The sequence below is a fragment of the Streptosporangium heterodermiicola genome, from assembly GCF_051390675.1.
Lineage (GTDB): Bacteria > Actinomycetota > Actinomycetes > Streptosporangiales > Streptosporangiaceae > Streptosporangium.
Genome location: NZ_JBPJSR010000017.1, coordinates 96,779 through 120,587, shown reverse-complemented (window position 1 = coordinate 120,587; position 23,809 = coordinate 96,779). Strand labels below are relative to the sequence as shown.

General features: G+C 72.0%; 23 protein-coding genes and 1 pseudogene. 12 read left to right on the top strand and 12 right to left on the bottom strand.

Translation table 11 applies throughout. The features are described from left to right. Positions 1-69 precede the first annotated feature (69 nt). Positions 70-756, top strand: coding sequence for an SDR family NAD(P)-dependent oxidoreductase (locus ACSC1Q_RS31375; protein WP_436762301.1), 687 nt, complete (start codon positions 70-72; stop codon positions 754-756). Between the two features lie 541 nt (positions 757-1,297). On the opposite strand, the gene ACSC1Q_RS31370 is transcribed toward ACSC1Q_RS31375, so the two are convergent. Further along, on the bottom strand, positions 1,298-1,993 hold the full coding sequence (locus ACSC1Q_RS31370) for a TetR/AcrR family transcriptional regulator (RefSeq protein ID WP_436762300.1): 696 nt from the start codon (positions 1,991-1,993) through the stop codon (positions 1,298-1,300). 120 nt (positions 1,994-2,113) lie between these two features. Here ACSC1Q_RS31370 and ACSC1Q_RS31365 point away from each other — a divergent pair, with 120 nt between their 5' ends. Next, entirely contained in the window at positions 2,114-2,902 is a 789-nt protein-coding gene (locus tag ACSC1Q_RS31365) for an SDR family NAD(P)-dependent oxidoreductase (protein WP_436762299.1), read from the top strand. 82 nt (positions 2,903-2,984) lie between these two features. Continuing rightward, positions 2,985-3,950: an NADP-dependent oxidoreductase gene (locus tag ACSC1Q_RS31360; RefSeq protein WP_436762298.1), complete on the top strand. Its 966-nt coding sequence runs from the start codon at positions 2,985-2,987 to the stop codon at positions 3,948-3,950. A 311-nt stretch (positions 3,951-4,261) separates the two neighbouring features. Here the strand turns inward: ACSC1Q_RS31360 and ACSC1Q_RS31355 are convergent, their stop codons facing one another. Together ACSC1Q_RS31355 and ACSC1Q_RS31350 are read right to left on the bottom strand one after the other, a co-directional pair. Beyond that, complete coding sequence (locus ACSC1Q_RS31355; RefSeq protein WP_436762297.1) at positions 4,262-4,807, bottom strand: SRPBCC domain-containing protein; 546 nt, start codon at positions 4,805-4,807, stop codon at positions 4,262-4,264. Then, the gene (locus tag ACSC1Q_RS31350; protein ID WP_436762296.1) at positions 4,804-5,106 is read right to left on the bottom strand and encodes an ArsR/SmtB family transcription factor; all 303 of its coding nucleotides are present in this window, start codon (positions 5,104-5,106) and stop codon (positions 4,804-4,806) included. The genes ACSC1Q_RS31355 and ACSC1Q_RS31350 overlap by 4 nt, the downstream gene beginning before the upstream one ends. A gap of 409 nt (positions 5,107-5,515) precedes the next feature. Between ACSC1Q_RS31350 and rox the strand changes: the two genes are divergently transcribed. Then, positions 5,516-6,943: a rifampin monooxygenase gene (rox, locus tag ACSC1Q_RS31345; protein ID WP_436762295.1), complete on the top strand. Its 1,428-nt coding sequence runs from the start codon at positions 5,516-5,518 to the stop codon at positions 6,941-6,943. 150 nt (positions 6,944-7,093) lie between these two features. Here rox and ACSC1Q_RS31340 read toward each other — a convergent pair whose 3' ends face one another. Beyond that, positions 7,094-7,741, bottom strand: coding sequence for a TetR/AcrR family transcriptional regulator (locus ACSC1Q_RS31340; protein WP_436762294.1), 648 nt, complete (start codon positions 7,739-7,741; stop codon positions 7,094-7,096). 86 nt (positions 7,742-7,827) lie between these two features. On the opposite strand from ACSC1Q_RS31340, the gene ACSC1Q_RS31335 reads away from it, so the two are divergent. Beyond that, positions 7,828-8,901 (top strand): hypothetical protein, encoded by a 1,074-nt coding sequence (locus ACSC1Q_RS31335; protein WP_436762293.1) that lies wholly within the window; start codon positions 7,828-7,830, stop codon positions 8,899-8,901. Positions 8,902-9,127: 226 nt separating this feature from the next. On the opposite strand, the gene ACSC1Q_RS31330 is transcribed toward ACSC1Q_RS31335, so the two are convergent. The 4 genes from ACSC1Q_RS31330 to ACSC1Q_RS31315 form a co-directional block, all read right to left on the bottom strand. Then, positions 9,128-9,445: a DUF6355 family natural product biosynthesis protein gene (locus ACSC1Q_RS31330; protein ID WP_436762292.1), complete on the bottom strand. Its 318-nt coding sequence runs from the start codon at positions 9,443-9,445 to the stop codon at positions 9,128-9,130. A gap of 550 nt (positions 9,446-9,995) precedes the next feature. Then, positions 9,996-10,811 (bottom strand): isocitrate lyase/PEP mutase family protein, encoded by an 816-nt coding sequence (locus ACSC1Q_RS31325; RefSeq protein ID WP_436762291.1) that lies wholly within the window; start codon positions 10,809-10,811, stop codon positions 9,996-9,998. Next, a complete protein-coding gene (locus tag ACSC1Q_RS31320) occupies positions 10,808-11,707 on the bottom strand; it encodes a cytochrome P450 family protein (protein WP_436762290.1) in 900 nt (299 codons plus the stop codon). Before ACSC1Q_RS31320 ends, ACSC1Q_RS31325 begins: the two co-directional genes overlap by 4 nt. Before the next feature lie 194 nt (positions 11,708-11,901). Beyond that, positions 11,902-12,606 carry a CTP synthase C-terminal region-related (seleno)protein gene (locus ACSC1Q_RS31315; RefSeq protein WP_436762289.1) on the bottom strand — a complete coding sequence of 235 codons (705 nt, stop codon included), beginning with the start codon at positions 12,604-12,606 and terminating at the stop codon, positions 11,902-11,904. A gap of 77 nt (positions 12,607-12,683) precedes the next feature. On the opposite strand from ACSC1Q_RS31315, the gene ACSC1Q_RS31310 reads away from it, so the two are divergent. Beyond that, positions 12,684-13,595, top strand: a complete 912-nt coding sequence (locus tag ACSC1Q_RS31310) for a LysR family transcriptional regulator (RefSeq protein WP_436762288.1) — start codon at positions 12,684-12,686, stop codon at positions 13,593-13,595. Here the strand turns inward: ACSC1Q_RS31310 and ACSC1Q_RS31305 are convergent. Continuing rightward, positions 13,538-14,893: a serine hydrolase domain-containing protein gene (locus tag ACSC1Q_RS31305; protein ID WP_436762287.1), complete on the bottom strand. Its 1,356-nt coding sequence runs from the start codon at positions 14,891-14,893 to the stop codon at positions 13,538-13,540. The genes ACSC1Q_RS31310 and ACSC1Q_RS31305 overlap by 58 nt on opposite strands. A 221-nt stretch (positions 14,894-15,114) precedes the next feature. On the opposite strand from ACSC1Q_RS31305, the gene ACSC1Q_RS31300 reads away from it, so the two are divergent. From ACSC1Q_RS31300 to ACSC1Q_RS31280, 5 genes are all read left to right on the top strand, one after another. Beyond that, positions 15,115-15,564, top strand: a complete 450-nt coding sequence (locus ACSC1Q_RS31300; RefSeq protein ID WP_436762286.1) for a helix-turn-helix transcriptional regulator — start codon at positions 15,115-15,117, stop codon at positions 15,562-15,564. A gap of 5 nt (positions 15,565-15,569) precedes the next feature. After that, on the top strand, positions 15,570-15,980 hold the full coding sequence (locus tag ACSC1Q_RS31295; protein ID WP_436762285.1) for a VOC family protein: 411 nt from the start codon (positions 15,570-15,572) through the stop codon (positions 15,978-15,980). A 143-nt stretch (positions 15,981-16,123) separates the two neighbouring features. Continuing rightward, positions 16,124-18,508, top strand: coding sequence for an ATP-binding cassette domain-containing protein (locus tag ACSC1Q_RS31290; RefSeq protein WP_436762372.1), 2,385 nt, complete (start codon positions 16,124-16,126; stop codon positions 18,506-18,508). Positions 18,509-18,650: 142 nt separating this feature from the next. Continuing rightward, positions 18,651-19,061 carry a VOC family protein gene (locus tag ACSC1Q_RS31285; RefSeq protein WP_436762284.1) on the top strand — a complete coding sequence of 137 codons (411 nt, stop codon included), beginning with the start codon at positions 18,651-18,653 and terminating at the stop codon, positions 19,059-19,061. Positions 19,062-19,184: 123 nt separating this feature from the next. Further along, positions 19,185-19,673, top strand: a complete 489-nt coding sequence (locus tag ACSC1Q_RS31280) for a nuclear transport factor 2 family protein (protein ID WP_436762283.1) — start codon at positions 19,185-19,187, stop codon at positions 19,671-19,673. Between the two features lie 46 nt (positions 19,674-19,719). Here ACSC1Q_RS31280 and ACSC1Q_RS31275 read toward each other — a convergent pair whose 3' ends face one another. After that, positions 19,720-20,190 (bottom strand): hypothetical protein, encoded by a 471-nt coding sequence (locus ACSC1Q_RS31275; RefSeq protein WP_436762282.1) that lies wholly within the window; start codon positions 20,188-20,190, stop codon positions 19,720-19,722. Positions 20,191-20,297: 107 nt separating this feature from the next. Next, entirely contained in the window at positions 20,298-20,969 is a 672-nt protein-coding gene (locus tag ACSC1Q_RS31270; protein ID WP_436762281.1) for a hypothetical protein, read from the bottom strand. Positions 20,970-21,587: 618 nt separating this feature from the next. Between ACSC1Q_RS31270 and aspS the strand changes: the two genes are divergently transcribed. Next, positions 21,588-22,919, top strand: a complete 1,332-nt coding sequence (aspS, locus tag ACSC1Q_RS31265; protein WP_436762280.1) for an aspartate--tRNA(Asn) ligase — start codon at positions 21,588-21,590, stop codon at positions 22,917-22,919. A gap of 64 nt (positions 22,920-22,983) precedes the next feature. On the opposite strand, the pseudogene ACSC1Q_RS31260 reads toward aspS, so the two are convergent. Next, a pseudogene (locus tag ACSC1Q_RS31260) lies at positions 22,984-23,601 on the bottom strand (alpha/beta fold hydrolase); the annotation flags it as partial. Between the last annotated feature and the right edge of the window lie 208 nt (positions 23,602-23,809).

Sequence of the window (23,809 nt, the reverse complement as noted above, 5' to 3'; positions counted from 1 at the left end):
CCCAGGGCCGGTAGCCGCGCGTAGAGGCGCCGACGGCCCGCTCGGGCCACATGTTTCGAGAGGAAACGCATGACCATCACACTGATCACCGGGGCCAACAAGGGCATCGGCTTCGAGACGGCCAGGCAGCTCCTGGAGCTGGGCCACGTCGTCCACATCGGCGCGCGTGACGTCGAGCGGGGCGAGAAGGCCGCGGCGGCGATCGGCGCACGGTTCGTGCAACTCGACGTGACCGACGACGCGTCGGTGAGCGCCGCGCTGGCGGCGATCGACCCGGCCGAGGGCCGGCTCGACGTCCTGGTGCACAACGCGGGCATCCTGGAGAACGGGGTCACCGACGGTCCCACGGCTCTCCGCGTCTTCGACACCAACGCGGTGGGAATCGTGCGCGTCACGGAGGCGGCCCTTCCCCTGCTGCGCAAATCCTCGAACCCGACCGTGGTCACCGTTTCGAGCAGCGCCGGGTCGTTCTGGGCGGTGACCAATCCCGACCGGCCGGAGTTCCACCTGGCGACCGCGCTTTACTCCGCGTCCAAGTCGGCGGCCACCATGCTCACGGTCCAGTACGCCAAGTCCCAGCCGGGCGTCAAGTTCAACGCGCTCGAACCCGGCTTCACCGCCACCGACCTGACCGCGGCCTTCGGAGGCGGAAGATCACCGGAAGAGAGCGCCAGAACCGTCGTACGCCTGGCGACCCTCGACGCGGATGGTCCGACAGGAACGTTTCAGGATGAAACCGGAGAATTGCGCTGGTAGACGTGTAAGCCTCCGGGGGGATCGGACCGGATTTTGGCGGCGGGAACACGATCCTGACGACGATTCAGCGAGGTGCGCGGGCAGGAGAACGAACGGCCGTACCGCACGTTGGCCGAGCGCGCAGGGCCGGAGCCGCGTTCGGCGTTGCCGGGGCTGCTCCAGGTGCCCGAGGGCAGGCGGGTCTCGGAGCTGGAGCGGCTGCGTACGCCGCCGACCCGGGCCTCGGGCCGGGTGATGACCGCCGAGCTGCACCGGGTCGCGGAGATCGCAGGTCTGGGCGCGGGAGCGGTGGCCGTGGAGCCGGTAGCGGCGGTGAAGATGACGGCGCTCAGCCGGGGTGGTAGCCGAGCGGTGGTGCGCCAGACGATGACGTCAACCCCAGCGTCCAAGCGGGCGTTGAAGGTCGCCGCGGTCGCTCCGCCCCACCGGCCGGTGAACGATGATCATCTACTATCCGCGATAGCGGACCGAGATCATCAGCAGCCGTCGGCTACCGCTACAACCCGGTCCGGTCCTTCCCGGAGGCCGACCGCGCCGTTCTTCATCGAGGGCCTGGTGGAAAAGCCACTTGGTTCAAGTCCGTGGGGACGGGAGGCGGAAGCGGCTGGCGTGCGGTGCCGTCTGTTCGAAATGCGTCGAGGAGGTAGCCGACGAGCCGCCTGGACGTTGCGGCTGCGGAATTGGGTGCGTGGTGCACCACACCGCTGTTGGCCATGAGAACCAGCGCGAGATCGTCGAACGCGAAATCGCGGCGGAGCTGACCGGATTTCTGCGCGCGGTGGATGAGCTGCTGGAATCCGGCTACGCCCTGCCGTAGTTTCTCCTCGATCATCGCCCCCTGGGGGAGCTGTTCGACGAAGGCGGCGCTGAAGCCGTGGTCTTCCGCCTGCATCGCCGTGAGTCCTTCCACGGCGGTGCGCAGCCCTCGCCAGGCGTCGGGGTCTGCCAGGGCGGCTTCGACGATGGCGGCACACTGGGCGAACTGCTCGGCGAAGACTTCGGTGAGCAGCTCCTGCCGGGTCGGGAAACGCCGGTACAGCGTGGCCATACCGACTCCCGCCTCGCGCGCGATCGCCGCCATGGGCACGTCGATGCCCTTCGCCGCGAACAGGTGCCGCGCCGCGTCGAGGATCTTGTGCCGGTTTTCCCGGGCGTCGGCACGCAAAGTCGCCTCCGGCGCCTCCGCGTCGGGGGACCCGCCGGCCGCCCGGGGTATCTGGGACTCTTCCGCAGCCATTCTTCCCACTTCCCCTGCAAACGGATAACCCTGTCCGGTTGTCTGCTTACGATAGCCGCATCGTTCCCGTCGACGGAAAACGAGCGCGAACTGTCACTTTGAGGATTGAGGAAATCGGTAATGCCCACTGCAGTCCTTATCGGAGCCGGTCCGGGCCTCGGTCTCGCGATGGCCCGACGCTTCGGGCGCGGGGGATACAAGATCGCTCTGGTTTCACGGAACCCCGATCGCCACAATGACGCCCTTCGGGAGTTGGCCGGTCGTGGGATCGAGGCGGCCGCGTTCGCCGCGGACGTGCGCGACACCGTCGGGCTGGGCGCGGCCCTGGACGAGGTCGAGCAGAAGTTCGGCGACGTCGACTTCGTGTACTACGGGCCGTCGCCGCACAACATGACCGAAGCGCGAAAGCCGATCGACCAGATCGCGGCATCCGACGTCGAAGCGGCCATGGCCCTGGTGCACCCGGCGGCGGACGTGGTCGCCAGGACGCTGCCGGGAATGCTTGAGCGCAAGAGGGGCGCGTTCTTGTTCACCAGCGCCATCAGCGCCGTGCTTCCCGTCCCGGAACTCGGCGCGATGACGGTTCCGGCGGCCGCGGCCCGCGGCTACGCCGTCACGCTCAACGCCGCACTCGCCAAGCAGGGCCTTTTCTCCGGCGTGCTACTCATCGGCGGACTGATCAACGGCAGCGACATCCACGCGGCCATGTCCTCCTCGGGGCAGTCGGACGAGGCCTACCTGCTCGACCCCGACCGCATCGCGGACACCGCCTGGGACCTGGTCGCCAAACACGAGAGCCCCGAAGCTCTGATCCTGCCCGGCCGCAGGGGACTGGGCCTGACCGTGCTGCTGATCACCCGCCTGCTGCGGGTGATCAAGCGCAGTGGACGCTCCCACTCCCCGCGCTGACTCCCCCTTCCCCCCTTCCCGCGCGGAGAGAACCTGCCCGCGCCGCGGCCAGATCACCCATGAAAGCGATCAAGGAGACATCATGAAAGCCGTCGGTTTCCACATGCCCGGAGGACCGGACGTTCTCACCGAACTGGACCTTCCCGCCCCTGAAGCCGGGCCGGGCGAAGTGCGCATCCGTGTCCATGGCGCCGCCGTCAACCCGGCCGACACGCTCATCCGCATCGGCGACGTCGACCTGGGAGCCATGCCAGGGCCCTACATCCTCGGCATGGACGTCGCGGGGATCATCGACCAGGTCGGCTCCGGCGACTCCAGGTTCAGCGCCGGGGACCGGGTGATGGCCGTCGTCATCCCCGACCGGCCCCACAACGGCGGGTACGCCCAGTACGTCGTCGTCCCCGCCGGCCAGGTGAGCGCCGCCCCGAAGAACGTCAGCCTGATCGAGGCCGCCACGATCCCGATGAACGGCCTCACGGCCCTGCGGGGTCTGCGCGTCCTGGAGGCGCGGCCCGGTGTGACCCTCGCGATCACCGGCTCCACCGGGGCGTTCGGCGGCTACTTCATCGAACTGGGCAAGCGCGCCGGCGCGTGCGTGATCGCGGACTCCAGCGCCGCCGACGAGGCCCTCGTCCGCCGCCTGGGAGCCGACCTGATCGTCCGCCGCGGCCCAGGTTATGCCGCCGACGTACGCCGGCAGGTCCCTGGCGGCGCCGACGCCCTCGCCGATGCCGCCCTGCTCGGCGCCGCCGTACTGGACGCGGTCGCCGACAACGGCATCTACTCCAGCCTGCGCGCCATCGGGGAACGCGGCACGGCCCCCCTGCCCGAACCCGCGCCGCGCGGCATCGACTACCGCTACTTCGGCTTCTATGAAAACCCCGACATCCCCGGCAGCCTCAGCGAACTCACCGACGCCGTGCAGGCCGGGCAACTCACACCCCGCGTCGCCGAAGTGATCGACCCCGCCGACGCCGGCCGCGCCCACGCCGCCCTGGAGGCCGGAGGAGTCCGCGGGCGATTCGTCCTGGACTTCTCGCGCTCCTGACCTTGGTGCGCACCGGCAGGCCGTGGTCTCGGCATTTCGCGACCACGTGGCCCGGAGCGCGCACGCCCTCCCAACGTTGTGCCCACCCAAGGAAGAGAAACCAGCACCATGTCGAAGCTGACCCGATTCGCGGACTACAAAGACCGATACGACAACGTGCGGTTCGACCGCACACCCGACGGCGTTGCTCACCATGACCCTGCACACCGACGGCGACAGCATCGTCTGGGCCCCGGGAAACGCCCACGACGAGGTCGCCTTCGCCTTCTCCGACGTCGCCGGCGACGCGGTGGCGCGGCGCCTCAGGGGCCTCAGGCTCCGCCGTTGGCGCCGTTGGTCCTGTTGTCTTCGCCGTCTCCGCGCAGGACCGCCGCGAGGCGCCGGCCCGGCGCCGGGTCGACCCCGAAGCGCTCGGCGTAACGTTCGTGCTTCTCCTCCCACCCCGCGTGCGCCTCCTCCTCGGAGAGGTCCTTGCCGGCGAGGTGAGGCTCAAGCCGGGAAAGGTAGGCGTCCCAGCCGGTGGCGGTCTGCGCCGAGAGGCCGCGGTCGTCGATGACGTGGGTGAAGACCAGCCGACAGCCGTCTCCGTGGGCGGCCAGGTCGAAGCTGTACGACTGGCCGGCATGGGTCCAGGCCAGGCGGTGGGGCGGATCGACCTCGGTCACCTCGCCGGTCGCGCCCCCGGCCTCGAAGATCTCGCCCGTCGCCGGTGTCCAGTCGGCGGCCGCGGGAAACCAGCGTTCGAGCTCCGCCGGCACGCTGACGGCCCGCCACACGCGCTCGATCGGGTAGGCGAGCGTGCGCTCGAAGCGCAGCGCCGGGCGGCCGTCCACGGTTTCCAGGGTTCCGTCCGTCATGGGTTCTCCTCCAGGTGTCGTTCCAGGGCGTCGAGGCGCCTCGACCAGAACATGCGGTAGGGCTCCAGCCACCGGTCGACCTCGGCGAGGGGCTCCGGGCGCAGCGCGTACACGCGCTGCCTGCCGTCCGTGCGCACCACGACGAGTCCGGCCTCGCGTAACACCTTGAGGTGCTTGGACACGCCGGGCTGGCTGAGATCAAGGCGTTTCACCAGCTCCCCGGCGGGCCGCTCGCCATCACGCAGCAGGTCGAGAATCTGCCTGCGGTGCGGCTCGGCCAGGGCTGCGTAGGCGCTCATCCACTCATATTGCCAGATGGAAATATGAGCCTGCGATCGGGGGCCGGGGAGAGAGGAGGAGATGGGCCCAGGTGTGTCCGGCCGGTGGCGGATCGCTTCGGAGGGCCCGCACGTCCGCAACGGACGGCAAAAGGCAAAGGCAGGGAAATAAAAGACTCCCTGCCACTTTCAACGTATAGCGCACCGGGGGGCTTGCGGCAAGACCCGGGTCGTGCTGCAGAATCGTCGGCCGAGGCCAGGACCTGGGGAAATCAGGGGTTCGCGCGGCAGGCGTGCTTTGTCGGCGTGCGGGGCCCGCAGAACGCCGAACCGCCGATGGGACCCACGACGCGGGGGCGCGGACATGCGCGCCGCCGGACCGCGCCGAGCCGCCGGCCGGAACGCGACATCAGTCGGATGGGGGACTTTCATGATCGACGTGATCATCGCCGGTGGCGGGCCGACCGGCTTGATGCTGGCCGCCGAGTTGCGGCTGCACGGCGTGCGCGTGCTCGTGCTGGAGAAGGAGGCGGAGCCGGCCGCGTACGTCCGCTCGCTCGGCCTGCACGTGCGCAGCATCGAGGTGATGGACCAGCGCGGCCTGCTGGAGCGCTTCCTCGCGCTCGGCCGGCGGCACCCGGTCGGCGGTTTCTTCGCCGCCGTCACCAGGCCCTCGCCCGAGCGGCTGGACACCACGCATCCCTACGTCCTCGGCATCCGGCAGCCCATCACCGACCGCCTGCTGGCCGAGCGCGCCACCGAGCTCGGTGCCGAGATCCGGCGCGGTCGCGAGCTGGCCGGGCTGAGCCAGGACGAGCACGGGGTGACCGCCGAACTGACCGACGGCACGCGGCTGCGCTCGCGCTACCTCGTCGGCTGCGACGGCGGCCGCAGCACGGTGCGCGGGCTGCTCGGCGTCGGCTTCCCCGGCGAGCCCTCCAGGGCCGACACGCTGCTGGGCGAGATGGAGGTGGCCGTGCCACCGGAGACGCTGGCCGCGGCGGTGGCCGAGGTCCGCAAGACCCACCTGAGGTTCGGTGTCGGGCCCTTCGGGGAGGGGGTGTACCGCGTCGTCGTGCCCGCCGAGGGGGTGGCCGAGGACCGCTCGGTCCCGCCGACCCTGGAGGACTTCAAGCGGCGGCTGCGGGTTTTCGCCGGTACCGACTTCGGTGTGCACTCGCCGCGCTGGCTGTCCCGGTTCGGGGACGCCACCCGGCTGGCCGAGCGCTACCGGACCGGCCGGGTGCTGCTGGCCGGAGACGCGGCGCACATCCACCCGCCGGTCGGCGGGCAGGGGCTCAACCTCGGCATCCAGGACGCGTTCAACCTGGGCTGGAAGCTGGCCGCCGAGGTGAACGGCTGGGCGCCGGAGGGGCTGCTGGACAGCTACCACACCGAACGGCACCCGGTGGCGGCCGACGTACTGGACAACACCCGCGCGCAGATGGAGCTGATGTCCGCCGAGCCGGGGCCGCGGGCGGTGCGGCGGCTGCTGGCGGAACTGATGAACTTCGAGGACGTGAACCGCCACCTGATCGAGAAGATCGTCGCGATCGGGATCCGCTACGACTTCGGCGAGGGGCCCGACCTGCTCGGCCGGCGGATGCGGGACGTGGCGCTGAAGCACGGCCGCCTCTACGAGCTGACGCGCGGCGGCCGCGGGCTGCTGCTCGACCAGACCGGCCGGCTCTCGGTGGCGGGCTGGGCGGACCGGGTCGACCACGTCGTCGACGTCAGCGAGGAGCTGGACGTGCCCGCGGTGCTGCTGCGGCCGGACGGCCACGTGGCGTGGGCCGGCGAGGACCAGGGGGAGCTGCTCGACCGGCTGCCCAGGTGGTTCGGCGCCGCCACCGGCTGAGCGCGGTCGTGGCGTGAGAAGGGGCCCTGCCGGTGTCTGTCGGTGTCTGCAGGTGTCTGCAGATGCCTGTCGGTGGACCGGGGCGGGCGCGGTCCGGTGCCGTACCCCGCCGGTCCGGAGCCCCCGCGAGGTACGCCGGTCCCGGCGGGATCAATCCCGCCGGGACTCCCCGGTGGAGTACGGCCGTGAAGCGCCTGCCACTGACTGACCGACCCCGGCCCCGGTGCCGATGCCGCCGACGATCAGGTCGGTCAGGGCGGTGACCGCGTCGGCCACGGTGGCCCGCCCCCGGTTCAGCTCCGCGGCGATCGTCTCGGCCGCGCCCAGCGCGCCGACGCAGCGCAGCCGGAGGGCCTCCGGCGTGAGACCGGAGTACGGCAGCAGCGCCGCGGCCATCCAGTCCGTGTAGCCGGCGAGCATCTCGTGCTCGGCCGCCTCCATCTCCGGATTCCCCTTCAGCGCGGCGGAGATGGCGTTCCACTCCGGCATGTCGGTGGCGCAGGTGAAGTACGCGACGCTCATGACGCGGGCCGTGTCGCCGGGGGTGGGGGCGGCCTCCCGCAACGCCTGTTCCGCCGCGGTCCGGTGCCGTTCGTCGAGCCGCCGGTAGAGCGCGAGCAGCAGGCCGGGCCGCGTGCCGAAGTGGTCGTAGACGATCGGCCTGCTCACCCCGGCGGCCTCCGCGAGGGTGAGCAGGGTGAGGCTGTCGGTGCCCTGAGCACGCACGATCGTCATCGCGGTGTCGAGCAACTGCTCCCGCCTGGCCTGCTTGGACAGGCGGGTCGACGCTGCGGTCATCGTTCTCCCTCGCGTTGCCGTCCATGCTAGGTTACAAAATGTAGGTTACAAAATGTAACTTAGCGAGGACGTGAGAGGGCAGCATCGTGGAGCACTCGAAACCAGTATTGATCATGGGCGGTTCCGGCCAGGCGGGCGCGGAGGCCGCCGCCCTCCTGCGCCGGTGGTATCCGAAGCTGCCGCTGACGATCGCGGGCCGCGACCTCGGTCGCGCGCGGCGTGTCGCCGACGAACTCGGCGTCGCGACGGCCGTCACCATCGACCTGCGGCGAAGCGATCTCGGCCTCCCGGATTCCGGCCTCCCGGATTCCGATCTCCTGGATTCCGGCTTCCCGGGTTCCGGCTTCCCGGCCGAGCACGGCTACTCGGCGGTCGTGGCGACGGTGTGGGACAGCCACCTGAACGGGCTGCGTTACGCGCAGGACCGCGGGCTGCCGTACCTCAGCCTCTCCAGCGGCCTGACGGACATCGCCCCCGAGGTCGTCGCGGGCGGCCAGCGGGCCAATGCCGCGCCGATCCTGCTGGCCAGTCACTGGTACGCCGGTGTCATCGTCCTCGCGACGCTGGACCTCGCCAGGGAGTTCGGCCGGGTCGACACCGTCCGGGTCAGCGGCGTACTGGACGAACTGGACATCGGCGGGCCCGCGGCGACGGCGGACATGGAACGCCTGACGACCGCCACCTCGGCGGGGCTCGTCCGCCGCGACGGCGTCTTCGGCTGGGTCAGCGGCCCCGAGGCGCAGACGGAGGTGACCGGTGTCGACGGCACCGTCATGTCCGGCCAGATCATGCCCACCCTCGACGTTCCGAGCCTGGCCGTCGCGACGGGCGCGCCGAACGTCAGCTTCGAGTTCGCGGTCGGTGAGTCCGCGAGCAGGCGCCGTGGCGAGCCCGCCTCCGCCGAGGTCAGGATCGACCTCGAAGGAGCGGACCGCACGGGCGCACCGCTCGGCACGAGCCGCTACCTCCTCCACCCGGCGGGGCAGAACCCCCTGACCGCGCTCGGCGTCGCCCTCGGTGTCGAACGGCTGCTCGGCCTGCGCGGCGAACCCGTGGCGCCGGGTCTCCACACCCCCGAGGCGTTGATCGACCCCGCCTACGCGGTCGAGCGGATGGTGGAGATCGGCGCCACGTTCGCCGACGCCCGAGGCGATCGCTGAACGACCCCCGGAAAGGATCGCGCTCGGCGCGGCGTTCGCCCAGGTCACCGCCGAGAGAACTCCTCCCGCCCCCGTGAAGTTCGGAGAGGTGGTTCTACGGTGGCCCTGACCTGGGCGAACGTTCTGTTCGGCGGTGTTCGGCGTGTTCGGCGGCTCGTCGCACGGGTCGGCGCGGAGGCCCGCGAGGAGGGGTGGCCGCGGGGAGGGGTGGCCGCGGCCCGGCCGGTTAGCAGGTGCCCCGGTTGTAGACCCGGAAGGTGAAGGCCCAGGACCCGACGCGCTTGGCCTCGCCGGGGGGCACGCAGAAGTACTGGTTGCCGCCGACGAGGTAGGTCACGAAGATCCTCTCGTTGGCCGAGCTGCAGTTCTTGTACATCGCGTTGGCCCCGTCCCGGTACAGGCCGCAGGGGTAGGCCGCCATGGAGATTCGTACGCCGTCGGACGAGGTCTCCGCGGCCTGGGCGGGCTGGCCGATCAGCAGCGCCGTGCCGGCGGTGATGACCGTGGCGGCGAGGGTCGCGGCGAGCTTGCGGTGTGCGTTCATGGTGGTCTCCGTTGTTCCGGTCGGTCACATGTGCCGACTTTTCGGGAAATCAGGTAAGGAATTCCGCCGGGATCCGGGCCGGATTCCCGCTTCCTCACCTGATGAGGTGGGAGGTGGGCAGGGTTTCCGGCCGGGCGGGCCCCCGTGTCGGGACCGCCCGGCGGCTGCTCCTCGTCGTGGCTCACCGGTCGTGTCCGACCCGTTCACCGCGTCGAACGTCAGCCAAGCCGCGTCGCCACGGTGTCCAACAGGGCCGCGGACGGACTCGTCCGGAATCGGGCCACCGGACAGCCAAGTTCGGACAGGCGGGGTGATGGTCCGTACGCCATCGGAAGTGACGAGGCCAGGTCGGGCCGGTGGGAGGGGCGGAGCGCGGCGGAGGCTTCACACCGCGACCCGGCGCGGACGCATCGGCGCGGCCCTCTCAGCCGGACCGTTCGGCCGGACCGCTTGGGGCCGGACCCGGCCGACCGCCCGGCCCTTTCCGGCTCGTGGGCGACGGCTCTCTCGGCCGCCCCGCGACACGGTGGCCCGCGGCTGTGATCGCGCGTCAGCGGTGATTCGTCCCGTGGGTGCCGTCGCCGGTGCGCGAGCCGTACCGGTGCAGCGCCTCGACCTCCTGGTAGGAGGGCACGTCGCCGGTGACCGGTTCGCCCTGTGCCACCGCGAGCGCCGTGGTGACGGCCGCGCGCAACGCGGCCCGGAACAGCAGCGACCCGTAACTGAGGCGGGCCACGCCCAGCCCGGCCAGCCGTCGTACCGGCACGCCGGGCTGGACGAGCACGTTCAGCGGCACCCCGGCCCCGGCCACCAGCGCCTCGATGTCCCGCTCGTCACTCGCGCCCGGCACGAAGACCCCGTCGGCCCCAGCCGCCGCGTAGGCGCGGACCCTCTCCAGCGCCAGAGCACGGGCGTCGGGCAGGTCCAGCCAGAACGCGTCGGTGCGCGCGTTGAGGAACACCTCGGGAACCCGCCGCCTGACGACCGCGAGCAGTTCCGCCTGTGCCGCGACATCGGCCAGGTGGTCGCCACGACCGTCTTCGAGGTTGATCCCCGCCACTCCCAGCCCCGCCAGCTCCGTCACCAGGTCGGCGACCTCGCCGGGTGCCTCGGCGAACCCCGCCTCGATGTCCACCGTCACCGGGATCCCCAGGCCCGTCATCGTCCGTGCCAGCGTCAGCGTCTCCTCCCGCGTCGCCCGCCCGGCGTCCGGTTTGCCCGCCGCGGCGGCCACCCCCAGGCTCGTCGTACCGATCGCGGCGAACCCCGCCCGCGCCAGGGCCGCCGCGGAGGCGTGGTCCCACGCGCAGGGGAGCAGCAGCGGCTCGTCCGCGTGGTGCAGCGCCCTGAACCGCGCGAACGTCATCGGGTCGCCGCCTCGATCGTCCCGGCCGCCAGGGCCAGCGCGACCCGCCTGCCCGGGCAGGCGCGCGGTCCCGCCCCGAACGTCAGGTGCTCCGGTTCGTCTGCCGTACGCGCGAGGTCCGGGCGGTGGGCCGTCTCGGGGTCCCGGCCGGCCGCCGCGACGTCGAGCAGCACGGTCCTTCCGTCGCCGGGTGCCCTGCGGCGCAGTGTCCGGACCGGAGGATCGTGGCGCAGTGTCTCGTCCAGCAGTTCCCGCACCGGCACGGTTCGCGGGGTCCCGGCCGTGCGCGACCCCGCGAACCGTGCCGGTGCGGCGGCCAGGGCGGCGCGGACCAGAGCGGTCGTCGGGCCGTACGCCTGGGCGAGCAGCCCCGCCACCACGGCCAGCCGCTCCGGGGCCGGGTCGCCCAGCAGACGCGAGAGCCGCGCCAGCCCTTCGTCGGCCGAGGCGATGCCCGCCTCCCCGAGTCCCGGTCCCGGTTCCAATTCCGGTTTCGGTCCCGGTTTCGGTCCCGGTCCGGGGAGGTAGGCCGGGGCGATCGCCGCGACGGCCTTCACGGCCTCCGGCCCGTCCTCGGCCCGTACCCCCAGGGCGACGGACAGGACCAGCACCGGAACCGCCTCCCGGGGACAGGGGAGAGGACCGGTGTGTCGCGAGGCGAGCCGGAACGCCTCGGCGCGCAGCGCGTCCGGGTCCAGCCCGGCCAGCACCGCCTCCGCCGAGGCCCTGCGCCCGGCGTGCTCGGCCCCCTCGGCGAAGCGGCCGACCGCTCCGCGCAGCCACGCCACGGTCAGCGCGAACGGCGGGCGCGGTACGGGCTCGACGGTGAAGCGGGAATCGGACAGCACGGCCCGTATCTCGGCGGGACGGCTCAGGACCAGCGGATCGGATGTCATCGTTTCTCCTCGGGAGAGGGGGAGACGCGAGGCCGCCACGCTCCCCGCCGGGGACCGCGCGGCGTGGTGCCCGGTATGCCCGGTGGCCCGGCGATGTCCGAAAGGCTAGACGCCGGACGCTTCGGCCCCCGCCGAAGCGTCCGCGTGGGCTGTCCGCGTGGGGCGGTGGCCTTCCCGTCGGCGTTCCGGGGTGGTCACGCTCGAACGGACGTGGTGGCGCGGGTGACGCAGGCCGAGGCGAAGGCGGTGATGACCGGGTGCGGGCGGCTGCCGTCCCCGGCCAGTTCCGGCTGGAAGAGGGTGGCCAGGAAGAACGGGTGGCCCGGCAGCTCCAGGACCCGTACCAGCCCCGCCTCGTCGTGGCCGGTGAAGCGCAGCCCGCCCGCCTCCAGCGCGGGCACGTAGTCGGCGTTGAGCCCGAAGGCGCAGGAGTATCGCTCCACGGTCCTCTCCGCACCGATGACCTTCTCGGCCAGCGATCCCGGGGTCAGCCGGACGGCGTCCTCGTGGCCCGCGAGCGAGCACGCCAGCGGGAGCAGCAGCATGTCCTCGGCACCCGGGTCGTTCTCGGCGTGCGCGACGGACAGGCCCAGCACGTTGCGCGCGTACTCCAGCAGGGTGTGCTGGAAACCACCGCAGGTGCCCAGGAACGGGATGCCGTGCTCGCGGGCGGTGCGGGCGGCGTTCACCGCGCCGGCCTCGCTGCGGTACGGGCTGCCGGGCACCATCCAGACGCCGTCGAACCCCTCAAGGCCGACGGCCTCGGTGGTGGGGATCCAGTAGGCGTCCAGTGCCAGCCCGTCGCGCTCGCGCAGCGCCTCCAGCAGGACGGGGATGCGGGCGTGGGACCGGACGGACGGTGACTTGTCGCCCACCAGGGCGATTCTCGCGGTGGTCATGTCCCGATCCTGGCCCCGGCGTCCGGGTAAGCGCCAACGATGATTACTGGTGGGTCGATAAGCGATACTGATGCACCGTGGACCCGCACCTGCTGCGCACGTTCGTCACCGTCGCCGACCGGCGCTCCTTCTCCGCCGCCGCCACCGAACTCGGCTACACCCAGTCGGCGGTCTCGCAGCAGATCGCCGCGCTGGAGGCCGACCTGGGGCTGGAGCTGCTGCACCGCCGCCCGGTGGCGCCCACCCGGGCGGGGGAGCGCCTGCTGGAACACGCCGGACCGCTGCTGCTGCGCCACCGGGCCGCCCGCGCGGACGTGCTGCGCGCCGCGGCGGGGGTGGCCGGGCGGCTGACGGTGGCCGCCTCCCCACTGGCCTGCGTCCCGGCGATCGTGCGGAGCCTGCCCCCGGGATGCGGGCTGCGCGCCGTCGCCCGCGAGCGCGTCGCCGCCGAGGTCGCCTCGGGCGCGGCCGGTCTCGGCCTCGTCGACGGGATCGCCGCCCCCAGCGACCCGCTGCGGCTCCCCGACGTGGGACCGCTGTCGGGCTTCGGGATCGCCGAGGAGGAACTGGTGGTGGTCCTGCCCGCCGGTCACCCGCTCTCGCACCGTCGCGGCCTGGACCTGGCCGACCTGACCGACGCCCTGTGGCTGCGGGCGCCGGTCGCCGTACCGGTGGAGCGGCTGCGCGAGCTGGCCGGCGGGGGCGGGTTCCGCGCCGCGTCCCGCTACGACGGCGAGGACGTGCGCACGGTGCTGAACCTGGTCGCCGCCGGGCACGGGCTGGTCCTGCTGCCCGCCTCCGTGGCCGCCGAGGCGGCCGCGGTGACCACGGTGGCCGGGACGACGGGGGTGCCGCTGAGCTCACCGCGCGTGGTTCACCGGGTGGAGGCCCTGTACGCCGAGGCCGGCGGCCCGGCCGCCGCGCTCGCCGCTCAGCTGCGCCAGCCGCCCTCGTCCACCCCGCCGGGCACCTCCGCCTCCGGGTCGTAGGGGGTGCGGGTGAAGACGAAGGTGTTCAGGTCCAGGTGGCTGAGGGAGCCGTCTGGCCTGCGGACCACCCGCAGGGTCTCGCCCGCGTAGTAGCCGTCCAGCCCCAGCCAGGTCCCGTCGGCCTGGGCGGTGAACCGCGAGGCCCGTCCCGCGCCGCCGACCGGGTTGAGGGAGACGCCGCCCTCGGGCAGCAGCCGCAGCGCGTACGCGCTGGGCCCCCAGTACCACGGGCCGGCCAGCTCCAGCAGGCCAGCGGTGTCGGCGACGGGCTCCCACTCGGCGGGCAGGCGCGGCTCGTGCCGGTCGAGGATCGCCAGCAGGTCGGTGAGCAGGTTGCGGCTGACGCCCGCGGTGGAGTTGGCGGTGAACAGCACGCCGACCTTGTCGGACGGGTCGGCCCACACCGTGGCCAGGAAGCCCGGCATGGAGCCGCTGTGACCGGCCAGGCGGCGGCCGCCCGCGCGGGCCAGCTGCAGGCCCAGGCCGAAACCGCTGGTCCAGGCGTCACCGTCGTCGACGGTCGCGGGCTCGCGCATCTCCGCCACGGTGTCGGGGGCGAGCACGTCCCCGGTGTCCCCGGCCACGAACGCCGCCCACCGGGCGAGGTCGGCGGGGGTGGACCACAGCTGCCCGGCCGGGGCCATCGCGACCGCGTCGTGCTCGGGCTCGGGCAGCAGCACGTCCGCCCAGGGGTGCACGGCGTAGCCGGTGGCGTGCGGGGCGCGCGGCCGCGCGGTGGTGTCGTTCATGCCCAGGGGCAGCAGGATCTCCTCCCGCACGGCCTGGGCCCAGCTCACGCCGCGGTGCCGGGCCACCAGGTCGCCCAGCAGGGCGAAACCCACGTTGGAGTAGTGGAAGCGGCGGCCCGGCCGGTGCTTGGCCATCTCGGGACCGAGCCCGGCGAAGAGCTCGGCGACCGGCACTCCCGGGGTCCGCTCCCACCACGGCCCCGGGGACTCGGCGCTCAGCCCAGAGGTGTGCGACAGCAACTGGGCGACGGTCACCTCGCCGAACCGGAGGTCGGGGACGTGCTTGCCGACCGGGTCGAGCAGGTCGACCTTCCCCTCGTCGCGCAGGCGCATCACCACGGCGGCGACCATGCTCTTGGTGATCGAGCCGATGCGGTACTGGGTGACGGGGGTGGGGGCGATCCCCTCCACCCGGCCCCGCGCGCCGAACCAGGCGAGCTCCCCGTCGCGCACCACCGCGGCGGTCAGCGAGGGCAGGCGTCCCTGGGCCTGCTCGACCGCGATCCTGCGCAGCAGCGCGCGAGCCGTACTCTCCAGAACCGGCGACATCAAATGGCTCCTCACCCGACACGGGAATTCAACGTGAAAAAGTGTCCCCAGGTTAGTGCCGTCCGGGCCGCGAGAGCAGTCGGCGGCGGCCCGGCGTGACGGGCGGGGGGGACCGTCGGGCCTGTCTTCCGCCGCGCCGCCGGGGGATCGCTCAGGGTGGGCGGGGCGCCTCCGGATCCGGGAGGCTCCGGAGGGTTCCGGCGCGACGTACGATTGGGCGGATGACCAGCAGATCCGTCCCCGCGCAGCGCCTGCGTGACCTCGCGCGGCTGCGCCGCGTCCGCGACCGGATCGACCGGGAGTACGCGCGGCCGCTGGACGTCGAGGCCCTCGCCCGTGGCGTGCACATGTCGGCCGGGCACCTCAGCCGCGAGTTCCGGCTCGCCTACGGAGAGTCGCCGTACGGCTACCTCATGACGCGGCGCGTCGAGCGCGCGATGGCGCTGCTGCGCCGTGGCGACCTCAGCGTCACCGAGGTCTGTTTCGCGGTCGGCTGCTCGTCGCTGGGCACCTTCAGCACCCGCTTCACCGAGCTGGTCGGCATGCCGCCCAGCACCTACCGGCGCCAGGCGGCGCGCGCGACGGCGGGGATGCCGCCGTGCGTGGCGAAACGGGTGACCAAACCGATCAGGAATCGAGAAGCGCCGGCCTCGGGGCCACGCCTAGCGTGATCGCCATGGACATCACCATTCACGCGACCTTCCTGCCGCACGACGACCCGGACGCCTCGCTGGCCTTCTACCGTGACGCCCTCGGCTTCGAGGTGCGCGATGACGTCGGATACGACGGGATGCGCTGGATCACGGTCGGCCCCGCCGGGCAGCCCGGCACGTCCATCGTCCTGGAGCCCCCGGCCGTCGACCCCGGTATCACCGACGACGAGCGCCGCACCGTCACCGAGATGATGGCCAAGGGCAGCTACGCCAGCATCACCCTGGCCACCGCCGACCTCGACGGCACCTTCACCCGCGTGCAGGCCGGGGGCGCCGAGGTCGTCCAGGAGCCGACCCGGCAGCCGTACGGCGTCCGTGACTGCGCCTTCCGCGACCCCGCGGGCAACCTGATCCGCATCAACGAGATCAGCTGAGCCGCCCACCGCCCATCTGGGTCGCCCCAGATGGGCGGTGGGCCGTTGCCGCGACCGTGCTAACGAAGGACAAGCAGACGTACCGCTCGAAACTGGTTAGATCGAGCCAGGCGACGCCGAACACGGATGGAGACACGATGAGCATGACCCCGGGGGCGGGCACGCGGTCGCCTGCGCCGCACGATGCCGACAGCCACGATCTGATCCGCGTGCACGGCGCGCGCGAGAACAACCTCAAGGACGTCAGCATCGAGCTCCCGAAGCGCCGGTTGACGGTCTTCACCGGCGTCTCCGGCTCGGGCAAGAGCTCGCTGGTGTTCAGCACGATCGCCGCGGAGTCGCAGCGGCTGATCAACGAGACCTACAGCACCTTCGTGCAGGGCTTCATGCCGACGCTGGCGCGGCCCGAGGTCGACGTGCTCGAAGGGCTGACGACCGCGATCATCGTCGACCAGCAGCGGATGGGGGCCAACATCCGTTCCACGGTCGGCACGGCCACCGACGCCAACGCGATGCTGCGCATCCTCTTCAGCCGGCTCGGGCAGCCGCACATCGGCTCGCCCAACGCGTTCTCCTTCAACGTCCCCACGGTCCGGGCGAGCGGTGCGATCACGGTCGAACGCGGCGCCCGCAAGACCGAGAAGGCGACCTTCACCCGCGTCGGCGGCATGTGCACGCGCTGCGAGGGCCAGGGCGCGGTCTCCGACATCGACCTCACCCAGCTCTACGACGACTCCAAGTCGCTCGCCGAGGGGGCGTTCACCATCCCCGGCTGGAAGTCGGACAGCTTCTGGACCGTACGGGTCTACGCCGAGTCGGGCTTCGTCGACCCGGACAAGCCGATCGGCAAGTACACCGAGAAGGAGCTGCACGACTTCCTCTACAAGGAGCCGGTCAAGGTGAAGGTCGACGGCGTCAACCTCACCTACGAGGGGCTGATCCCGAAGATCCAGAAGTCGTTCCTGTCCAAGGACCGGGAGGCGATGCAACCGCACATCCGGGCGTTCGTGGACCGGGCGGTCACCTTCACCACCTGCCCCGAGTGCGACGGCACCCGGCTCAGTGAGGCGGCCAGGTCGTCGCGGATCGGCGGGGTCAGCATCGCCGACGCGTGCGCGATGCAGATCAGCGACCTGGCCGGGTGGGTCCGCGATCTCGGCGAGCCGTCGGTGGCGCCGCTGCTCGCCTCGCTGCGGCACACCCTCGACTCGTTCGTGGAGATCGGGCTGGGCTACCTCTCCCTCGACCGCTCGTCGGGCACGCTGTCGGGCGGCGAGGCGCAGCGCGTCAAGATGATCCGCCACCTCGGCTCCTCTCTCACCGACGTCACCTACGTCTTCGACGAGCCCACCATCGGCCTGCACCCCCACGACATCCAGCGGATGAACGACCTGCTGCTGCGGCTGCGGGACAAGGGCAACACGGTGCTCGTCGTGGAGCACAAGCCGGAGGCGATCGTGATCGCCGACCACGTCGTCGACCTCGGCCCCGGCGCCGGTACGGCGGGCGGCACCGTCTGCTTCGAGGGCACCGTCGAGGGGCTGCGGGCCAGCGGCACCGTCACCGGCCGCCATCTCGACGACCGGGCCGCCCTCAAGGAGACGGTGCGCGAGCCCACCGGCACGCTGGAGATCCGCGGCGCGGCGACGCACAACCTGCGCGACGTCGACGTCGACATCCCGCTCGGGGTGCTCACCGTCGTCACCGGCGTCGCCGGGTCCGGTAAGAGCTCTCTCGTGCACGGGTCGCTCCCCGCCGGCGCGGGTGTGGTCTCGATCGACCAGGGGGCGATCCGCGGCTCGCGGCGGAGCAACCCGGCGACGTACACCGGGCTGCTCGACCCGATCCGCAAGGCGTTCGCGAAGGCGAACGGCGTGAAGCCCGCGCTGTTCAGCGCCAACTCCGAGGGCGCCTGCCCCGGCTGCAACGGCGCCGGCGTCATCTACACCGACCTAGGGATGATGGCCGGTGTCTCCACCACCTGCGAGGACTGCGAGGGGAAGCGGTTCCAGGCGTCGGTGCTCGACCACCATCTCGGTGGCCGCGACATCAGCGAGGTGCTCGCGATGTCGGTGGTCGAGGCCGGGGAGTTCTTCGGCGCGGGGGAGGCCCGCACGCCGGCCGCGCACGCCATCCTCGGCCGCCTCGCCGACGTCGGGCTCGGCTACCTCAGCCTCGGCCAGCCGCTCACCACGCTGTCCGGCGGGGAGCGGCAGCGGCTCAAGCTGGCCACCCACATGGCGGAGAAGGGCGGCGTCTACGTCCTCGACGAGCCGACCACCGGTCTCCACCTCGCCGACGTCGAGCAGCTGCTCGGCCTGCTCGACCGGCTCGTCGACTCCGGCAAGTCGGTCATCGTCATCGAGCACCACCAGGCGGTGATGGCGCACGCCGACTGGATCATCGACCTCGGCCCAGGCGCGGGCCACGACGGCGGCCGGATCGTCTTCGAGGGCACTCCCGCCGACCTCGTCGCCGCCCGCTCCACCCTCACCGGCGAGCACCTCGCGGCCTACGTCGGCACCTGAGCGGGGCCTTCGCGGGCACCGTGGGACTCCTCCCACGGTGCCCGCGAGCGGGTCGCGCGCCGTCCCGCGTGGTGAAACGGGTGGCCGGACCGGTCAGGAATCGAGAAGCGGGGGTCACCGGGCCGCGTCTAGCCTGGCCGCCATGGACATCACCATTCACGCGACCTTCCTGCCGCACGACGACCCGGACGCCTCGCTGGCCTTCTACCGTGACGCCCTCGGCTTCGAGGTGCGCGATGACGTCGGATACGACGGGATGCGCTGGATCACGGTCGGCCCCGCCGGGCAGCCCGGCACGTCCATCGTCCTGGAGCCCCCGGCCGTCGACCCCGGTATCACCGACGACGAGCGCCGCACCGTCACCGAGATGATGGCCAAGGGCAGCTACGCCAGCATCATCCTCGCCACCGCCGACCTCGACGGCGCCTTCGAACGGCTGCGGGACAGCGGGGCGGAGGTCGTCCAGGAGCCGACCCGGCAGCCGTACGGCGTCCGTGACTGCGCCTTCCGCGACCCGGCGGGCAACCACATCCGCATCAACGAGATCCGCTGAGCCGTCCGGCGAATCGCGGGCGGGCCCTGCCGGCGCGGGTGCTCACCGCTGGGCATTAGGTGAGTGTCCGCCATGATAGTCAATTAAGTGACTAATCACTTTATTGACTACTGGGATGCAACCATGACCACCGCAGACCGTTTCCGGGCCGCCGTCGAGCGTCGCGACCTCACCGCCCTGGGTGACCTGTTCACCGACGACATCCGCCTGTACAGCCCGGTGAAGTTCACCCCCTTCGAGGGCAAACCCATGGTCCTGGGGCTCTTCGGCGTCCTGCTGCGCACCTTCGAAGACGACTTCCGCTATATCGGGCACCTCGACGGCACCGCGCTGACCAGCGCGGACGGCACCGAGGCCCCGTCGGTCGTGTTGCTGTTCCGGGCCACCGTGAACGGCAAGCAGGTCCACGGCATGGATCTGCTCCAGTTCGACCAGGACGGCCTGATCAAGGAGTTCACCGTGATGGTCCGCCCGCAGTCCGCGGTCCAGGCCCTGGGCGAGGCGGTCCTCGCCGGTCTCGTCGCCGACGGCCTCGCCCCCGCCCCGGCCAACGCTTCCGCCCCGGCCGATATCCTCGCCCCGGCTGATACTCCGGTCCCGGCCGATCGCTGAAGCGCGTACGGTTCCGAAAAAAGAGGAAGAGGAACACGCCCCCGGCTCAGCCGCAGCTGCCCCAGGACTTCCAGCGGGCCGTGGCGACGGCGGCACCGCGCCCGTCGTCCCAGATCGTGCCGGAGTATCTGACGCACCGGCCCTTGCCGTAGACCTTCAGCGGGCCCAGGTGGTACTTGACCTGGCGGCCCTCGTTCTTGCCGCCCCCGCCCGAGCTCGCCCCCATTTTCTGCGTCGTGACCGTGGCGGAGACGAAGGTGGCGACGCCGACGTTCCTGGTCTTGATCGTGGTGACGCAGTTGTAGCCGGTCCTGCGGTTGTACAGCAGATACACGTGGCCGAACACCGCCCCGGAGGGGGTCCTCACGGCCTGCTTGCCGTGGGCGACCCGGGCGAATCCGGCCCCGCACACCCGCTCGGGGCCGGGGGCGGAGGTGGCCGCGTGCGCGGGACCGGCGACGATCCCCCCGAACGACAGCGCCGCGGCGAGGAGAATCGTCTTCGCAGAGCCGCGCATCCGGCCGTCCCTTCTCGACCCGTCTCCCGCCCTCCGGGGGACCGCCCCCGCCGGCATGACCGGCGAGCGGCCGGGGTCCGGACCCCAGCCACCCCCCGGCCACGCGGTCAGCGCACCAGGCCCGGTACCACGTACACCCCCCCGTCCTCGCGGAGCGTGAACAGCTCCCTGCTCCCGCCCGTCCGCACGTCCACCGCGTAGACCACCGGCGCCGGCCCGGCCGGCGACTCCGCCACGGCCAGCGCGGTCACCTCCGTGGAGTTCAGCCAGCCGCCGAGCTTCGACAGGTGGAGCCCCTCCGCGATGCCGGACACCGGGGTACGGGTCTCCCCGCCGCCCCGCAGCGCGTCGAAGACGACGACCGAGCCGCCCTGCCGCGTCGTCGGACGCCGGCCCCGATCGTCGGGGGCGATCCGCTCCAGCCGGGCGAGTGTCCTCCCGTCGGGCGCGAGGGCGCTGTAGTGGTACGTGAAGTCCCGGATGGTGATCGGCTCGCGGTCCAGCGCCCACACCTGGCTGGTCTTGTCGTACGGCTTGGCGAGCACGACGGGTCCTGACCCGTCCGACACGCTCACCGGCCACCACCCGCGCTTGAGGTCGGTCACCGTTCCCCGTACCAGGTCCACCAGCTTGTTGGGCTCCCGCCGCCCGCCCCACCCCGACACGACGAACCGCAGCCCGCCGGGGGACAGCCGCAGGGCGAACTCGACCGCGAAGTCCTCCTCGGGCTGCCTCAGCGGCGCCTTCCACGTCCTGCCGCTCGCCAGGTCGCGCACCACGATCCCGCGATGCCTCGCGCTGTAGTAGGCGCGTGACCTCCAGCGGCCCCTTCTCGGACGCCTCGTCCAGCTCGTAGGTGTCGCCCTCGCCGGTCACGACCCGCCAGGCGCGCCTGGGACACGGATCTCCGGTCATCGGGCACCCCTGCCTGTACGCCTGCTCGACCGGCCCGGCCCCCCTGGCGGGCAGCGGGAGCACCGTCGTCTCCGGCGGCTCCAGGTTGGAACGCCAGCGTAGCCAGAAGGCCGGCCGCCGGCCGCCGGGTGACGTCGTACCCCCGGTGCCCCGCGCTCCTCGACACGCGGCGATCGTGGTTGCGACGCGCGACGGCGCACGCGTACTCTTCCGGCAACGCGTTGACGGAGACGAGTAGTCACGGGATCAGGGCAGGTAGGAGAGAGCCGCCGGCAGCTGTGAAGGCGGCCCTGCCCCCGGTGACGAAGACCCTCCCGAGTGCGGGGAGAAACGGCGTCCGCGCCCAATGCCCCGCCGGCCGGCCCCCGTCACCGGGCCCTTCGAGGCCGCCGTCGTCACGGCGGTGAAAGTGCGGTGGCACCGCGAGTTCCCTTCTCGCCCGCACTCCCAAGGGATCACCACTCACTGCCAAGAGGTTTGTGATGATCTCCTCATCCGCAACTGTCCTGTCCACCGGCAGAACCCTCGCCGCGGAGCTTCCGCGGCGAATCGGCCGGCAGGTGACCGTCCAGGGCTGGCTCCACCGCAGACGGGCCCTGAAATCCGTGGTCTTCCTCGTCCTGCGGGACCGCTCCGGCCTGGTCCAGGCCGTGGTCTCCGACCCCGAGGCCATGATCGCGGCCGGCGGCCACCCCGAGGAGACGGTCCTTCAGATCACCGGGACCGTGACCGCCAACCCCCAGGCCCCCGGCGGGGCCGAGGTGACCTCCCCGGTGGTGACCGCCCTGTCGGGACCGGCCGAGGCCCCGCCGTTCGACCTCTACCGTCCCTCGGTACCGGCCACCCTGCCGACCATCCTCGACCACGCCCCGGTCGCCCTGCGCCATCCGCTGCTGCGGGCACCCCACGTCATCTCCGCGGTCTCGGTGGCGGGTTTCCGTACGACGCTGGACGCGCTCGGCTTCACCGAGATCCACACGCCCAAGGTGGTGGCCTCGGCGACGGAGTCCGGTGCCAACGTCTTCGGGATCGACTGGTTCGGCACCCGCGCCTACCTGGCCCAGTCGCCGCAGTTCTTCAAGCAGGCCATGGTCGGCGTCTTCGAGCGCGTCTACGAGACCGGGCCGGTCTTCCGGGCCGAGCCGCACGACACCGCGCGGCACCTGGCCCAGTACACCTCGCTGGACGCCGAGCTCGGCTTCGTCACCGACCACCGGGACGTGATGGCCGTGCTGCGCGAGGTCCTCGCGGGCATGTCGGCCGCCGTCGGCCGGCACGCCGGCGAGGCGTGCGCGCTGCTGGGCGTCGAGCCGCCCGACGTCCCGGAACGGATCCCGGAGATCCACTTCACCCGGGCCCAGGAACTCCTGGCCGCCCACACCGGCGAGGACCCCCGGGGGGAGCCGGACCTCGCCCCGGCCCACGAACGCTGGCTGTCGGGGTGGGCGCTGCGCGAGCACGGCAGCGAGTTCCTGTTCGTCACCGGCTACCCGATGTCGAAACGCCCCTTCTACACCCACCCCGAGCCCGGCAGGCCGGAGTACTCCAACAGCTTCGACCTGCTCTTTCGCGGCCTGGAGCTCGTCACCGGCGGCCAGCGCCTGCACCGCCACGACGACTACCTCGCGGCCCTGGCGGCTCGCGGGGAGTCGCCGGAGCCGTACGCCGGCTATCTCGCCGCCTTCCGGCACGGGATGCCTCCGCACGGCGGCTTCGCCCTCGGCCTGGAACGGTGGACCACCCGGCTGACCGGGGCCGACAACATCCGCCGCGCCACCCTGTTCCCCCGTGACCTCCACCGGCTGACCCCGTGACACCTCCGGGTGCGGCCCGCCGGGACACCACCGGAACGGGCCGCACCCGGCCTGCGCGTATCCGTTCGTGCCCGCCCTGGCTTCCGAAGGACTCCCCAGAAGCGACCACGTAGCGCGCCGGGACGGTGATGCTGTCCAGCACGGGGCCCAGGTCACGCTCGCGGGCGATCTTGCCGACCTCGATGTTGCTGTCTGCCAGCTGGTCGGCGGTCATTCGTGGAGCCATACCGAACGGGCGCGGCAGCTGCATGGGCCACCAGATCCGCTTCCATATCCTGCGCATCCCCGGTTCCATGGACTCCTCGAACCAGTCGTAGGGCTGCGCGCCCTCCACCAAGACCGCGCCCACGGTACGGGCCGGATTCCGGCTGGCCCAGTGCGCCGCGACAAACGCTCCATAGGACCAGCCCACCACTACCGCCCGGGCCACACCCCGGGCTGCGAGGACAGCATCGACGTCTCGGATGTTCGTCTCGAACGAGTAATCCGCCGAACGCTTCGACCTACCACGCCCCCGCATGTCGTATCGGATCTTGATGAGCGACACGACTGCCTTTGCGCCGTAGCGCCGGTAGCCCGAGGCATCCCGATCCGCTTCGGGCAGGAGTCCGATCTGGTGATAGTGCCGCACCGCCCGCACCGTGACGCCGGCATACGCCGCCAATTGACTGATGGTCAGCATGCTCTCAGCTTCGCCTGGACCCGGTCGGCGCCGGTAGGAGGGGTTGGCGAACAGGTAGGCAACGACCGGCGGATGTACGAACCCGCCACACGGCGGGGCCGTACATCCGCCGTCAAGGGATCATGTCTGGCCACGTGGCTCCGGAGATTCCCGGCCGTTTTTCGCCGGAACTCACATGCGGTCTCCTGGACCTGACCGGTTGCTGGCG

What these genes read in the sequence shown, in the direction of transcription:
- ACSC1Q_RS31375 (WP_436762301.1), top strand. Translation starts at nt 70, where the DNA reads ATGACCATCACACTGATCACCGGGGCCAACAAGGGCATCGGCTTCGAG.
- ACSC1Q_RS31370 (WP_436762300.1), bottom strand. Translation starts at nt 1,993, where the DNA reads ATGGCTGCGGAAGAGTCCCAGATACCCCGGGCGGCCGGCGGGTCCCCC.
- ACSC1Q_RS31365 (WP_436762299.1), top strand. Translation starts at nt 2,114, where the DNA reads ATGCCCACTGCAGTCCTTATCGGAGCCGGTCCGGGCCTCGGTCTCGCG.
- ACSC1Q_RS31360 (WP_436762298.1), top strand. Translation starts at nt 2,985, where the DNA reads ATGAAAGCCGTCGGTTTCCACATGCCCGGAGGACCGGACGTTCTCACC.
- ACSC1Q_RS31355 (WP_436762297.1), bottom strand. Translation starts at nt 4,807, where the DNA reads ATGACGGACGGAACCCTGGAAACCGTGGACGGCCGCCCGGCGCTGCGC.
- ACSC1Q_RS31350 (WP_436762296.1), bottom strand. Translation starts at nt 5,106, where the DNA reads ATGAGCGCCTACGCAGCCCTGGCCGAGCCGCACCGCAGGCAGATTCTC.
- rox (WP_436762295.1), top strand. Translation starts at nt 5,516, where the DNA reads ATGATCGACGTGATCATCGCCGGTGGCGGGCCGACCGGCTTGATGCTG.
- ACSC1Q_RS31340 (WP_436762294.1), bottom strand. Translation starts at nt 7,741, where the DNA reads ATGACCGCAGCGTCGACCCGCCTGTCCAAGCAGGCCAGGCGGGAGCAG.
- ACSC1Q_RS31330 (WP_436762292.1), bottom strand. Translation starts at nt 9,445, where the DNA reads ATGAACGCACACCGCAAGCTCGCCGCGACCCTCGCCGCCACGGTCATC.
- ACSC1Q_RS31325 (WP_436762291.1), bottom strand. Translation starts at nt 10,811, where the DNA reads ATGACGTTCGCGCGGTTCAGGGCGCTGCACCACGCGGACGAGCCGCTG.
- ACSC1Q_RS31320 (WP_436762290.1), bottom strand. Translation starts at nt 11,707, where the DNA reads ATGACATCCGATCCGCTGGTCCTGAGCCGTCCCGCCGAGATACGGGCC.
- ACSC1Q_RS31315 (WP_436762289.1), bottom strand. Translation starts at nt 12,606, where the DNA reads ATGACCACCGCGAGAATCGCCCTGGTGGGCGACAAGTCACCGTCCGTC.
- ACSC1Q_RS31305 (WP_436762287.1), bottom strand. Translation starts at nt 14,893, where the DNA reads ATGTCGCCGGTTCTGGAGAGTACGGCTCGCGCGCTGCTGCGCAGGATC.
- ACSC1Q_RS31300 (WP_436762286.1), top strand. Translation starts at nt 15,115, where the DNA reads ATGACCAGCAGATCCGTCCCCGCGCAGCGCCTGCGTGACCTCGCGCGG.
- ACSC1Q_RS31295 (WP_436762285.1), top strand. Translation starts at nt 15,570, where the DNA reads ATGGACATCACCATTCACGCGACCTTCCTGCCGCACGACGACCCGGAC.
- ACSC1Q_RS31290 (WP_436762372.1), top strand. Translation starts at nt 16,124, where the DNA reads ATGACCCCGGGGGCGGGCACGCGGTCGCCTGCGCCGCACGATGCCGAC.
- ACSC1Q_RS31285 (WP_436762284.1), top strand. Translation starts at nt 18,651, where the DNA reads ATGGACATCACCATTCACGCGACCTTCCTGCCGCACGACGACCCGGAC.
- ACSC1Q_RS31280 (WP_436762283.1), top strand. Translation starts at nt 19,185, where the DNA reads ATGACCACCGCAGACCGTTTCCGGGCCGCCGTCGAGCGTCGCGACCTC.
- ACSC1Q_RS31275 (WP_436762282.1), bottom strand. Translation starts at nt 20,190, where the DNA reads ATGCGCGGCTCTGCGAAGACGATTCTCCTCGCCGCGGCGCTGTCGTTC.
- aspS (WP_436762280.1), top strand. Translation starts at nt 21,588, where the DNA reads ATGATCTCCTCATCCGCAACTGTCCTGTCCACCGGCAGAACCCTCGCC.